The sequence below is a fragment of the Gluconobacter sp. P5H9_a genome (assembly GCF_018812085.1).
Classification (GTDB): Bacteria; Pseudomonadota; Alphaproteobacteria; order Acetobacterales; family Acetobacteraceae; genus Gluconobacter.
Genome location: NZ_JACRVW010000006.1, coordinates 90,624 through 104,194, shown reverse-complemented (window position 1 = coordinate 104,194; position 13,571 = coordinate 90,624). Strand labels below are relative to the sequence as shown.

The following is a 13,571-nucleotide window of genomic DNA, read 5'->3' as shown; positions in this document are numbered from 1 at the left end:
GCGTGCCAGCGTGCTGATTGTCTGGAGCGTGTAAACGCGTCTGCCATTTTCAGCCCGGGCTGGCTTGATGAGTCCCAAAGCTTCGAAATGTCCGGGGGTGTTGTTGCGCTGGCTTTGGCAAGTTCGCCAATGGTCAGGGTCTTTGCAGTCATTGATCTTCCTCCTGACGCATCATCTGCAATGATGACGTTACGTCAGGAGTAAGCGAAATATTCAGTCTTTCCGGGCTTCGTCTTCAGAAATTTCGCCAACGTCTCGGCGGGTCTGTTCTTCATCCTCGAGAGGGGCAGTGGCCTTGTCTCCCATAGCCAGTAGGGCGGCCGTAATTGGGGACGCCAGGATCAGGCCCGGAATGCCAAGAATGGTGCTGAAAACCGTCTGGGACAGAATAGCAACGGCAGGTGGCATATGGACCGCGCGGCGCTGGATAAGCGGTGCGAGGACGTTGCCTTCAAAGAACTGGATGACGCTGTAAAGAATCGCCACGAACAGGGCTTCCTGGCTCCCCATGGAGAGACCTAGTAGCACGGCCGGAACGGCACCCAGAATGGCACCAATATAGGGAATGAAGTTGCAGATGCCGGCAACGACACCCAGCGCCAGAGCAAGAGGAACGCCAATTAATGACAGGCCAATGCCGGAGAGAATGCCTACGACAAGCATGTCGAGTGCCTGACCGGCTGTCCATGCCCATAGCGTAGTTCCAGCAGCCATGAGCAGCTCACGCGCCGATGCACGGTGCTGGGAAGGAACGAGGCGCAGGAAGCCGTCAATGTAAATTGCAGGCGACAGGGCAAAGTACAGGCCGGCAATCAGAATGACAGCCAGTGTACCCAATACACCAAAGGCACTGCTGAGAATGCCGGTCACGGATCCTGCGAGACCCGAGCCTAGTGACCCAAGGCTGCCAGACGTTGCATCGTTTCCGCCTACGGCCGTTGGTAGGTGATCCAGAACGAGTTGGCCCAGAGTGGAGCCTGAAAGATGCGATTTCAGATCGCCGGACTGCTGAACAAGTGCCTGCTTGAGGCGAATGAACTGGTCCCCGATCGCCGGGCCGCTGCTCCAGACAAGGCCTGCCATTGCAAGCAGGATAACCACTGTGACAAGAGCAACAGCGCCCTGATAAGGAATGAACGAGACATGGCGCCGCACGATCCGGGCGAGGCCGTGCAGGACGACAGCCATCAGCGCGGACGCAAAGACGACTGCCAGCACATCCTTCATCAGCCAGACGGCCAATAGGATCAGTGTCACAGTCAGGGCGATCCGTAGAAGGCTGGCAATCTTGGAAAGTTCGCGCGCGCGCGGTTCCTTCTCGTCTCGGTCCTTCGGGTCGGAAAACGAAATGGGCATCAGCCGGTCCATCCTGAATCTGTAAGCCGGTGTTGGCTTATGGACTTCGGGAAGGCGGGTCAATCGGCTGATGTAGTCTAACGATACTCTCCCGGAGTGCTGATGGCGGTGAAAGCAAGCTTCAGCAGGCTACCTGACGTTACTGATCGATCCGCAGCCCTGTCAGGCCGAAGCCTCTTCCAGTTCTGCCTGCGCTTCGAGCCAAAGCTCCTCCGTTTGCTCCTGCGTCGTGTTCAAAGCCGAGAGATGCGCGTTCAGAGACGCGATTTCGCCGGGATTCCCTGACTGATAGAGCTCCGGATCGGCAAGCTTGGTCTCAATTTTCTCTTTTTCCCGATTGATCTGAGCCAGCTTCGCTTCAGCATCACGAATTTTCCGGCGGAGCGGGGCCAGCGCTCGTGTGAGCTCCTTGCGGTCAATTTTCTTCTGGGGAGTTGTCGCCTGAGACGTTTCCTGAAAGGCCGGGCGATTGGCGTTTCTGTTCCGCTCCGTATTTTCCGCTCTGGCCTTGCGAGCGCGTTCGACCAGCCATGCCTTGTATTCCGCCATGTCGCCGTCAAACGGCGCAATGGTTCCGTCTTCAACCAGCCAGAACCGATCCGCTACGGATTCCACCAGATGGCTGTCATGGCTGATGAGGATTACCGCGCCCTCAAATTCGGAAAGAGCCCGGATCAGAGCATCGCGCGCGTCAAGATCAAGATGGTTGGTTGGCTCATCGAGGATGAGAAGATGCGGGGCGTCACGCGTGGAGAGCGCGAGAAGAAGGCGCGCTTTTTCCCCACCCGACAATTCTGAAACACGGGTTTCAGCACGATTAACATCCAGTCCGAAGCGCGCGAGCTGTGAGCGTACGGCAACTGGCGTCGCGTCAGGCATGGCGCGGGCCATGTGGTCGATCGGTGTTTCAGACAGGACAAGTTCATCGGCCTGATGCTGCGCGAAATAGCCGATCTTGAGCTTTGGCGAGTGATTGTAAGATCCCTCCATGGGATCAAGGCGCCCGGCCAGTAGCTTGGCGAATGTGGACTTGCCGCGCCCGTTCTGGCCCAGAAGCGCGATTCGGTCTTCCATATCGAGCCGCTGGTTCAGCCCTTTGAGAACCACCCGTCCGTCATACCCTAGACTGACATTGTCGAGGGTGATCATCGGTGGGGGAAGGGGCTGCGGTTCCGGGAATGAAAAGCGCGTCGGCGTGTCTTCTACCACGCTGTCAATCTGCGGAAGGCGCTCAAGCGCTTTCAGGCGGGCCTGAGCCTGCTTGGCTTTCGTGGCCTTCGCGCGGAAGCGATCGACGAAGGACTGCATATGTGCACGTTGTGTTGCAATGCGCTCAGCCATACGATTTTGCTGAAGGGCCTGTTCTGTCCGGATGCGCACGAAGTTGTCGTAGCCGCCGGGCGTCAGGCTGAGTTTCTGATGATCCAGATGAGCAATGGCATCGACTGTATTGTCGAGAAGTGATCGGTCATGACTGACGATCAGAGCCGCACCAGGGAATTTTGCAAGCCAGGATTCGAGCCAGAGGGTGGCTTCAATATCAAGATGGTTGGTGGGCTCATCCAGCAGAAGGAGATCGGGGCAGAGGAAGAGGGCCGTCGCCAGCGAGACACGCATTCTCCAGCCGCCTGAGAAGTCCGAGACCGAGCGAAGCTGCGCGTCCTGATCGAAGCCCAGCCCCGACAGGATGGCGCCGGCACGGGCGGGGGCCGTGTAGGCGTCAATGGCAATCAGGCGCTCATGCACATCTGCGATACGGGCAGGGTCCGTGGCAGTCTCGGCTTCGGCAAGGAGGGCCGCGCGCTCGATGTCGCCTTCCAGCACCGTGTCGATCAGCGAGGTGTCACCAGATGGTGTTTCCTGCTTCACGCGGCCCATTGTGGCCCGATTTGCAAGCGTGATGGTGCCCCCATCCGGGGCAATATCCCCTGCAATCGCGCCAAGAAGTGTTGATTTTCCAGCCCCATTTTTTCCGATGAGACCAATTTTCCGACCGGGGTCGACTGTCAGCGATGCGCCATCCAGCAGGGTACGGCCGGCGATGCGGAGAGTCAGGTCAGTGATGGTGAGCAGGCTCACGGGCGCCTCGATCAGTCGGGAGAGTGAAAAAACCGCGACAGACCTATCAGGAACTACGAATTTGCTCTAGTGGAACGGCGGGATTTACCCCTTTGTCCAACAGGAGAAGAAAGATGGCTCTCGAGCGCACGCTTTCAATCATCAAGCCCGACGCCACGAAGCGTAACCTGACCGGCAAGATCAATGCCGTGTTCGAGGAAGCCGGTCTGCGCATCGTTGCTCAGAAGCGCATCCAGCTGACCGAGAAGCAGGCTGGCGCTTTCTACGCAGTTCACAAGGAGCGTCCGTTCTACGGCAGCCTCGTGTCCTCCATGCTCGCTGAGCCGGTTGTCGTGCAGGTTCTGCAGGCTGAGAACGCTGTTGCAAAGCACCGTGAAGTCATGGGCGCAACGAACCCGGCTGATGCAGCTGAGGGCACCGTGCGTAAGCTTTATGCTGAAAGCATCGAAGCAAACTCCGTGCACGGTTCTGACAGCCTTGAGAACGCGAAGAACGAGATCGCTTTCTTCTTCGCTGAGACAGAAATCCTGCCGTAAGGTCTGGGTTCTGCCAATGGAGAGCCGCAGGCTCTGTGGCTCTCCATTTCCAATGATTTGGGACGGTATCTGAACGCCCCGACTGGTCAGCCTTCACACGTTCCCGGTTCCGCTGTCATCCAGGCCCACTCTGCGGCATGATGACGGAAGAGAGGCATGGTTCGATCTGTGGGCAACGACGCTACAACTTCTTTCCTTTACAAATATCCGCTGGCTATTGTCTGGGGACTTCTGGTCTCTGCCTGCCTGATGTTTCTGGTGATCGCGACCCCGCCATTACAGGTCGCCGATGAGCCAAATCATTTTCAGAGAGCCATACAGATCTCTCAGGGACAGTTGATCGGCCATCGTTTCAGTGCCTCTGATAGCGGTGGTGTCATTCCTGAAGACAGCGTTGTATTCGCTTACAGATATGATGATCTCAAAGGTCGATATGAACGGAAAGTAGACTGGAACCGTATCTTCGGCAGCGCAGCGTTAAGCTGGAAAAGTCCGAAGCGGGAAGCAGGCTTTCCCAACACGGTGATCTATTCTCCGATTTTTTATTTTCCATCAGTGGTGGGGATTGAAGTCGGAAAGAGACTTCATGAAGATATTCTGAAGTCTTTTTATCTGGCACGCATGTCTAACGCCGTCTTTTGCGTACTTGCAGGAATGCTTGCCCTTGCGATTGCCCGTCAGGGACAACTGATCATTGCAGCATTTATCTCAATGCCGATGTCGCTGTCGTTGTTCGCGTCCTGCTCTCAGGATGGGCCTTTGATCGCGGCCTGTGCAGTTTGTACGGCGCTCATGACGCGATTAAATGACGACTTCTACAAAAATAGATGGTTCTGGCCGACACTCGCGCTTTTAATGGGATGCATTATTGCATCCAAGCCGCCTTACATTCTTATCGCGTTTCTGCCGCTGATCATTGCTCCTTGGGCGGCCTGGCGTTCGGCTGTGGGTGCATGCGTGTTTGCCGTAATTGCTGCTCTGGCATGGTCGGTTATGGGTGTTCACTCAACGAAGATCCCTTTTCGTTCAGCAGATGGGGTTGATGCTGCGCGCCAGCTACATTTCGTTCTTTCTCACCCGTTCAAAACAATCGCAGTGCTTCTGCACACATTCAGGGTTTCTGCTTATTCCTTGATGGGCCAGTTTGTCGGTGTGCTGGGATGGCTTGATGCACGACTTCCAGACTGGTTTTACCAGTTCGAAGTCATGTTTTTCATTTCTGTAGTTATTTTCTCTTGCCTTTACCTGAAACGAAAAATTGGAAGAGAAGAGCTGCTGAGAAAGGCGCTCATCCTTTGTGTGTCTATTGGGACTGTCAGCGCTGTCAGCCTTTCTCTCTATCTTATCTGGACCCCCGTTGGTGACAGTTATATTGGCGGGCTTCAGGGGAGATATTATATCCCTCCAGCAATATTTTCCGTGCTGATCTTTCCTTTTGCATCCAGTCCCCATTTTCTGTCCGTTGCTAAAGCAAAAGCCATCGAAGTTGCGCTTCTTGCTGTTGGGCTCTGGGTAGGATTTGGCGCTGTTATGCAGACCATACTAGCGCGCTACTGGTAGCCGTGTTTATTCTTTAAAAGGGACGTTACGTTTGCAGTGGGCATGCTACTCCTGCGAAGAAGGTAACATGCCCTTAGGTGTCTCTGTTTTAGTTCCAGAGACGCGCGTAAATACCTGTCGCTTCAATGCAGACATGCGCAACGCAAACGAAATAGGCGCTTAATAGGCCCGCACAGATCGTTTGATACGTCTTGTTTTGGCGCGGCAGGAACAACAGAACTCCACTTAGAATAGCAGCGCAGCTTATATAAAAATAACAGTGTCCTCTCCAAGGTGAGAGAAGCCAACGTAGAATGCCAGAAGGGTTAAGAGAGAATAAAGCGCACCAAGTGCAATCAGGATTACTCCGGATCGCGGACTAGAAATGGGCCGTTTGTCAGCGAGAGCCAGTAGAACAATCAGAGCTATAGCTACATACCCAGTGCCTTCACCAATCTTGAAGAAAAGTGGCACTGGTCCTCCACCAAAACGTCCCCATGCGTCCTCCCACCACCAGTGCGAGCCAACACGGTAAGTTTCAGCGATTTCCCGAACAAAAGACCATGGGTGCTTCAGCATGGTCAGGATCTGGACTTTAGGATCTCCTCCCGTATTCCAGTAATGCGCAGGAGTGAATGGGTAAATTCCGTTCCAGACAACGGCGGAGACAAGGCTCAATCCGACGACCGTCATACAGAATTGGATATATTTTCTCTGGGTCGGAAAGGAGTTCGTCGGCACAAGAAAGCAGCCGAGACTTAGAAAGCTGCAGGTTAATTTGAAAAGCCCCAGCGGAGCGGCCAAAGCGATAATCAGCCGGATCCAGATTTTCCGGTCTTCGGGAGGGGCCATCCGGGCCCGTAGGCAGCAGGCGAGGAACAGCATTGATCCCAGATTGGTGACAGGATCGGCGCTATATGTTGTCGCCAGATGGAGGCTTGTTGGCGTGGTCATCAGGGCAAGGACGGCCAGTCGCCCTACGGGCAGCACCGCAAGGACAAGTGCAAGCATCCCGATGTATCCAAACAGGTTCCCTAAACGACCAGCGTAATATCTTGTATCCACGCCGCCATGTCCGGCATTGGCGATTATCATGGCGGTGGCTGAGGGAATATACATCAGTGGGGAATATGAAGCGGTCGAGGGGAAATGAACAACTTCCCGGTCTCTTTTGGAGTTCTCCAGATCCTTTGCAATCTGCGCAGCGACATTGCTGTCAGATGGCTTATGCTGGTCGCGGTTTGCATTGAAATAGCGCACCCAGGTCAGCATACTGGTGTCGAGCCCACCTCCGAACATGTGCCCCGAATAACGCTGTGCCAGAAGATTTCCCTGAGCGATCTGTTGCGCGCGGTAAAAATGGAATTCTTCATCTACGCCGCTAACAGGCGTGACGCGGTACACAAGAAAAACGCCGATAACAGCAATTGAGAGAAGATAAGCGAGTTCAAGAAGCCGCAGGTTTGTTTTGCAGAACGCAAAAAATGACGAAACGGACTTCATATCAGTGCTTATTTCCTTGTTGGGGCACATGACCGACTGCCATCCGGGCTCATCTGCACCCACTCAGAGTAAGGCAATCCGCAAATTATAAAACTGAGTTTTGGAGGTGCTGAGCGTTTCTGCGGTCATTATCGGCAGGCATTTAACTGAGAGGTGTCTTTACTACACAGTGCCCAGATAAAATGAGGAGCGGAATGAAAGGAGAAATTCCCGGTCATCCCGCCGCCAGATTACTGTCTGTTGATGTAGTTCTGAAGAACCGAAGGATACAGGGCGTGTTCCTGTTCCAGTACGCGTGCAGCAAGTGCGTCGGGTGTGTCACTCTCCAGAACCGGCACACGCGCTTGCCCAAGAATAGGCCCTTCATCCACGCCCGCAGTCACAAGGTGGACAGTACAACCGTGCTCGGTTGCGCCGGCAGCAATGGCAGCCTCATGTGTGTGCAGGCCCGGAAATGCGGGCAAGAGGCTCGGGTGGATGTTGAGCATCCGGCCATCCCAGGCGTTGACGAGATAAGGCGTCAGGACACGCATATATCCGGCAAGGCAGACGAGTTGGGCTCCGGAAGCGCGGATGGCGGCATCCACCTTGCGTTCGTGAGCTTCACGGTCTTTCCCGAACGCCTTGTGGTCAATGGCCGCCGTCTGAAGACCGGCTGCGCGGGCAACCTCCAGACCGGCCGCATCCGGCTTGTTGCTGAGCACGAGTACGATCCGAGCCGGAAAATCCGGCCTTTCACAGGCCTCGATCAGTGCACGCATGTTGCTGCCACGCCCGCTGATAAGCACAGCGATGGGCATTTTCTGCATCATGCGAAGGAGACCGGTGCCGTCAGGGCATAAGCCTCGTCGGAACGGACAACTTCACCGATCTGGAAAGCGCTTTCTCCGCGGGCTTCCAGTTCAGCCAGAACGCGCTCTGGCTCAGGAGTGACGAGAACCATGCCAATGCCACAGTTAAAGACACGGAGCATTTCATCAGCTGAAACATTTCCGGTTTCTGCCATCCAGCGGAATACGGAAGGCACGACCCACGACGAACCGTCAATGCGAGCGCCCAGACCTTCCGGAAGGACGCGCGGCAGATTGCCTGGCAGGCCGCCGCCGGTAATGTGCGCGCAGCCATGGAGCAGGCCCTTGGCGTGCAGATCCAGCACGCTGCGAACATAGAGCTTCGTGGGTGTCAGCAGGGCTTCGGCGAGTGTGTGCCCCTCAGAGAAGGGAGCCGGATCATTCCAGCCGAGGCCTGAACGGCGAACAACTTCACGAACCAGAGAAAAGCCATTCGAGTGAACGCCTGAGGAAGGCATCCCGATCAGTGCATCGCCTTCGCGGATGCCCGCAGGAAGGAGAGCGCCGCGTTCTGCCGCGCCGACACTGAACCCGGCGAGATCATAATGTCCCGGTGCATACATGCCCGGCATTTCTGCAGTTTCGCCACCGACCAACGCACAGCCGGACTCTGCGCAGGCATGGGCGATGCCCTTCACGACCGTTGAGGCATCTTCAATGGAGAGCTTGCCGGTCGCCAGATAGTCCAGGAAGAACAGCGGGGTTGCGCCTTGAACGACCAGATCGTTCACGCACATGGCCACGAGATCAATTCCGACCTCATCATGCTTGCCGGCTTCAATCGCGACCATGAGTTTCGTGCCCACGCCGTCTGTGCAACTGACAAGGACCGGATCGGTGAAACCGGCAGCCTTCAGATCAAACAGGGCACCGAAGCCGCCCAGTCCGCCCATAGTGCCAGGACGGTTCGTGGCTTTGGCTGCGGGCTTGATGGCATCGACCAGGGCATCGCCTGCTGCAATGTCTACACCAGCCTGTGCATAGCTGGCGCCCTGTGAGGTGTCGGGCTGATCGGTCATGATGAAGCTTCCCGCTGGTTGACGTGACGCCGTTCTAGAGCATCCTGCACGCGGGCGGAACGCTTGAATTGAAGGCGTAACGGCATGAAAAGGGATGAGGGATGACAAAACAGGACGGACAGGAAGGGCGCGCCATAAGCGATGCCGGACCTCAGATGGCCTTTCCTCTGCGTCGTCCGACCGCGATGACAGCTGAACGCTTCATCACGAGCCCTTCAAATGCGCCTGCGCGCGCGTGGCTTTCACGCAAAGTGTGGCCTGATGGCCGATTGTGGCTCTGGGGGCCAGCGGGCACGGGAAAAACCCATCTGTTGTCTGTCTGGGCGCAGGAGCACGATGCGACCATTCTGGATGCGCGCCTGTTTTCTCATGCCTCTTCCGGAGGGCGCATTCGCATAAGGGGAAACCTTGCAATTGATAATGCCGATTCGCCGGGGGATGAGGCGACCATGCTCCATCTGTTGAATGACGCGCTGACGCAGGGGGACCGGGTGTTGATGGTTGGGCGCCTTCCACCGTCACGCAGCCATGTCTCCCTGCCAGATCTGGGAAGCCGGCTCCGTGCGACCGCAACGACGGCCACAGGGGAGCCGGAAGACGATCTGCGGGCAACGTTGCTGCTTTCTCTTCTGGCGGATCGTCAGCTCGTTGTTTCGCAGTCCGTTACGGAATGGCTTTGGCGTCATCTGCCGCGCACGGGAAATGCTCTGGTTTCGGCGGTTGAGCGGCTGGATGATGCGGCTCTTGCCCGTGGAACCGCAATTACACGGGCGCTGGCGCGAGAAATGCTTCCCGATCTTCTGATGCCTGATATGTCAGAGGAATGACATAAAACCTACGTTTGACACACTTCTCCCAAGCCTTGATCTTAAACGGGTTTTGGTTCGAGCTTCCCGGAAGAGACCATCGTGACGACTGAAAATAATAAGCCAACTCCCCGTCGACGTTCGCGCAACCAGCCACGAGAGGGGAATCTGACGCCAGCCGCAACCCGGGCCCGGCGGCGCAGAATGGTTGTTCCGACAGCTGAAGACTATGCTGACATGCCAACATCCCCAGCGCGGTTCATCAACCGGGAGCTTTCCTGGCTCGACTTTAATCAACGCGTCATCGAAGAAGCCGAAAGTTCGCGCAATCCGCTCCTGGAGCGTGTCCGTTTTCTGTCCATCAGCGCCAGTAATCTGGACGAATTCTATTCAGTACGTGTTGCGGGTCTGGTGGGGCAGGTTCGGGAAGGGCTGGTCGTTCGGAGCCCAGATGGAGCAACACCTGTTCAGCAGCTTTCGGCCGTCCGTCAGAAAGCCCGGTTTCTTCTCGCAGAGCAGCAGCGGGTCTGGCATCAGCTTCAAGACGAGTTGAAAGATGCCGGGATTTCCATCCTGTCCACAGAAGGTTTGGATGGGACTGATCTTGCGCAGCTCTCAGCCCTGTTTGATGAGCGCGTCTTTCCGGTTCTGACCCCACTCGCGGTCGATCCATCGCACCCGTTGCCGTTTATTCCGAACATGGGGTTAGCGCTGGTTATGCGTCTCAAGGACCCTGCGTCGGGCAAGCATGTCATGGACGGGTTGATTCTGCTGCCAGCCCAGGTGCCACGTTTCCTTCGCCTTCCGTCACGGGTTGGCGCAGGCAAGGATGCCACGGGTGAAATCCGCTTTATCCTGCTTGAAGACCTGATCAGCCTGTTCGCAGATCGCCTGTTCCCCGGTCTCATGATTGGTGCGGCCGGTGTCCTACGGATTATCCGCGATACGGACGTTGAGTTTGAAGACGAGGCGGAAGATCTCGTCCGGTCTTACGAAACAGCTCTCAAGCAACGCCGTCGCGGTGTTGGGATCCATCTGGCTCTTGATCACAAACTCCCCGAAACGCTTGGGCGCGAAATGGGCGAAGAGCTGGGTGTTGGTGACGAAGATGTCGTGGTCATGCCCAATTTTGTGGGCGTTGTAGATCTCAAGCAGTTGATTGTGGATGACCGTCCAGATCTGGTGTTTCCGCCCTACACGCCGCGCTTTCCGGAACGCATTCTGGATTATGACGGAGACTGCTTCGCGGCGATCCGGGCAAAAGATATTGTAGTCCATCACCCGTTCGAGAGCTTCGATGTGGTGGTGCAGTTCCTTAGGCAGGCTGCGCGTGATCCGAATGTTCTGGCCATCAAGCAGACGCTTTACCGGACCTCACGGGATAGCCCGATCGTTCATGCCCTGATTGAGGCCGCGGAATCCGGCAAGTCCGTCACAGCCATGGTTGAGTTGCGTGCACGGTTTGATGAAGAGGCCAACATCCGTCTTTCGCGTGCTCTGGAAGCGGCTGGCGTGCAGGTTGTCTTTGGGTTCGCGCATCTGAAGACCCATGCGAAGCTGAGCCTTGTCGTCCGTCGTGAAAGCGGGACGCTACGTTCTTATGCCCATTTCGGGACTGGGAACTATCATCCCATTACAGCCCGGATTTACACGGATCTTTCGTTCTTTACCTGCGATCCGAAACTGGCTTCGGACTCTGCACGGCTGTTCAATTACATGACCGGGTATGCCACGCCGGAAAAAATGGATGCGCTGGCGTTCTCTCCCATGACGATCCGTTCCACGCTTGAACAACTCATCCGTGACGAGATTGCTCATGCAAAGGCAGGCCGTCCCGCCCGGATCTGGCTGAAAATGAACAGTCTGGTTGATGCTGAACTGATCGACCTGCTCTACGAAGCGTCACAGGCCGGAGTGAAGATCGTCGGGATTATCCGTGGGATTTGCTGTCTGCGTCCGGGTGTACCGGGCCTGTCTGACAACATCGACATCAAGTCCATTGTCGGCCGTTTTCTGGAGCATGCGCGTGTCTTTGCGTTTGGAAATGGGCACCGGATGCCGTCGCATAAGGCAAAAGTTTTCATTTCTTCCGCGGACTGGATGGTGCGAAACATGGATTGGCGGGTAGAAGCAATGGTGCCTATCACCAACCCAACAGTCCACGCGCAGATTCTCGGCCAGATCATGACCATGAATATCAAGGACAACCTCCAGAGCTGGACGCTCTCCAAGGATGGTCGTTGGCATCGGGTGTCTCCTGGTGCACACCCGTTCTCCGCACACGAGTACTTCATGAACAATCCCTCCCTGTCTGGCCGTGGGTCGGCCGCACGGGAAAAAGCTCTTCCGGAGGCCCATCGCCCACGCGAACGGCCTGACCGGATTCTGGAAGACTGAAACCTCATGTCATCATCTGCACAGCGCTCCGCCATCGTCGATCTCGGGTCCAACTCCGTTCGGCTCGTGGTTTTTGAAGGCGTAGCGCGCAATCCGCTCCCCATCTTCAATGAGAAGGTTACGCTCAAGCTGGGGCGCGGTCTGGATGCAACGGGTCGCCTGAACGACGAGGGCGTTACCTTGGCGATGGACGTGTTGGGCCGGTTTCACACCGTCGCACGGGCCATGGGAGCGGAGCCTTTCGAGGTTCTGGCTACTGCGGCTGTGCGTGATGCCTCCAATGGGCCTGACTTCGTTTCCGCCATCCGTGCAAGAATGCCGGGTGTGGCCATCCGTGTGCTCGAAGGCACTGAGGAAGCAGATTATGCGGCCCGTGGTGTTCTCTGCGGGCTGCCGGAAGCCAATGGTCTGGTCGCTGATATCGGCGGCGGCTCACTGGAGCTCATCCATGTTGCTGACGGACAGTATTATGAAGCCCTGACAACCAAACTCGGCGTCATTCGTCTTCAGGATCGAGCGAAGGGTATTCTGCTGGAAGCAGAGCGGATTGCCTCTGAAATGCTTCAGGAGGTCAACTGGCTTCCGGGTATGAGTGGCCGTCCATTGTACCTGGTTGGCGGCGCATTCCGGGCCTTGGCACGTCTTCAGATCGCACGGACGCAGTATCCTCTGAATCTTGTCCATCTCTTCACGCTTTCCGAGGGCGAAGCACGCGAGATGTCAGATTGGGTTATCGGCGCTTCAAAACGTACTCTTGAAAAACTGCCGAATGCCCCACGTAAGCGCTTGGGTGATGCACCCTTCGCAGCGGTCGTTCTCAAATGCCTGATGGAGCGTGTTCGCCCGTCCAAGGTAGTCTTCAGCGTGGATGGCCTGCGGGAAGGCTGGTACATGCGGCACGTCGCCTCCTCTGTGGCAGCGGAGGACCCCATGACGACGCTGGCGGAGGAAATGGCGGACCGTTTGGCGCGAAGCGTGACGCTTTCCAAGGCGCTCGTGGATTGGACGACACCGATTTTTCGGGGTGAAACACCGTCCCAGAAGCGTCTGCGTCAACTGACCTGTACCCTTTCGGATATCGGATCCTACGATCATCCGGAATATCGTGCTGAACAGACCTATCAGCGTGTGATGCATTGTCACGGCGTGGGGTTTGAACACACCGCCCGCGCATTTATCGGCCTGACCCTGGCCGTGCGTTATGAAGTGGCGATGGACTCCCCACTGATTGAGCCCTCGCGCCGCCTTCTGTCCCGCTCTGAAATTGATCGTGCTGTGAAGCTGGGTCTGGCGCTGCGTCTGGCCTATACGCTGTGCGCGGGGACGGAAGTGTTGCTGGAAGAATGTCGCCTGCTGGTGGAAGAACCTCAGCTTGTGCTGATCCTCGGTGCACGGAGTGTCCGTGCAGCAGGAAGTGCAGTCCGTCGACGCTTTGAACGATTGGCCGCAGCCATGCAGCTTGAGGCTCAGGTAAGGGAAGAATGA

Annotated in this window: 10 protein-coding genes and 1 pseudogene; 5 read left to right on the top strand and 6 right to left on the bottom strand. The window is 56.4% G+C overall.

Translation table 11 applies throughout. The annotated features are described in order from the left end of the window. Nucleotides 1–12 precede the first annotated feature (12 nt). From KP708_RS15745 to KP708_RS08315, 3 genes and pseudogenes are all read right to left on the bottom strand, one after another. A pseudogene (locus KP708_RS15745) lies at nt 13–78 on the bottom strand (hypothetical protein); the annotation flags it as partial. Nucleotides 79–213: 135 nt separating this feature from the next. Then, nucleotides 214–1,356 (bottom strand): AI-2E family transporter, encoded by a 1,143-nt coding sequence (locus KP708_RS08320; RefSeq protein WP_215748852.1) that lies wholly within the window; start codon nt 1,354–1,356, stop codon nt 214–216. 162 nt (nt 1,357–1,518) lie between these two features. After that, entirely contained in the window at nt 1,519–3,435 is a 1,917-nt protein-coding gene (locus tag KP708_RS08315; RefSeq protein WP_215748851.1) for an ABC-F family ATP-binding cassette domain-containing protein, read from the bottom strand. Nucleotides 3,436–3,548: 113 nt separating this feature from the next. Between KP708_RS08315 and ndk the strand changes: the two genes are divergently transcribed. Beyond that, nucleotides 3,549–3,971 carry a nucleoside-diphosphate kinase gene (gene ndk / locus KP708_RS08310; protein ID WP_046899630.1) on the top strand — a complete coding sequence of 141 codons (423 nt, stop codon included), beginning with the start codon at nt 3,549–3,551 and terminating at the stop codon, nt 3,969–3,971. Between the two features lie 156 nt (nt 3,972–4,127). Next, nucleotides 4,128–5,531, top strand: a complete 1,404-nt coding sequence (locus KP708_RS08305; RefSeq protein WP_215748850.1) for a DUF2142 domain-containing protein — start codon at nt 4,128–4,130, stop codon at nt 5,529–5,531. Nucleotides 5,532–5,774: 243 nt separating this feature from the next. Here the strand turns inward: KP708_RS08305 and KP708_RS08300 are convergent, their stop codons facing one another. The 3 genes from KP708_RS08300 to purM form a co-directional block, all read right to left on the bottom strand. Next, on the bottom strand, nt 5,775–7,013 hold the full coding sequence (locus KP708_RS08300) for a DUF2142 domain-containing protein (protein ID WP_215748849.1): 1,239 nt from the start codon (nt 7,011–7,013) through the stop codon (nt 5,775–5,777). Between the two features lie 230 nt (nt 7,014–7,243). After that, nucleotides 7,244–7,825 carry a phosphoribosylglycinamide formyltransferase gene (gene purN, locus KP708_RS08295; protein WP_046899627.1) on the bottom strand — a complete coding sequence of 194 codons (582 nt, stop codon included), beginning with the start codon at nt 7,823–7,825 and terminating at the stop codon, nt 7,244–7,246. Next, entirely contained in the window at nt 7,822–8,883 is a 1,062-nt protein-coding gene (gene purM / locus KP708_RS08290; RefSeq protein ID WP_215748848.1) for a phosphoribosylformylglycinamidine cyclo-ligase, read from the bottom strand. Before purM ends, purN begins: the two co-directional genes overlap by 4 nt. A gap of 101 nt (nt 8,884–8,984) precedes the next feature. Between purM and KP708_RS08285 the strand changes: the two genes are divergently transcribed. The 3 genes from KP708_RS08285 (at nt 8,985) to KP708_RS08275 (ending at nt 13,571) form a co-directional block, all read left to right on the top strand. Then, on the top strand, nt 8,985–9,710 hold the full coding sequence (locus KP708_RS08285; RefSeq protein ID WP_215748847.1) for an HdaA/DnaA family protein: 726 nt from the start codon (nt 8,985–8,987) through the stop codon (nt 9,708–9,710). A 183-nt stretch (nt 9,711–9,893) separates the two neighbouring features. Next, nucleotides 9,894–12,086, top strand: coding sequence for an RNA degradosome polyphosphate kinase (locus tag KP708_RS08280; protein ID WP_215749409.1), 2,193 nt, complete (start codon nt 9,894–9,896; stop codon nt 12,084–12,086). Nucleotides 12,087–12,092: 6 nt separating this feature from the next. Beyond that, a complete protein-coding gene (locus tag KP708_RS08275) occupies nt 12,093–13,571 on the top strand; it encodes a Ppx/GppA family phosphatase (RefSeq protein ID WP_215748846.1) in 1,479 nt (492 codons plus the stop codon).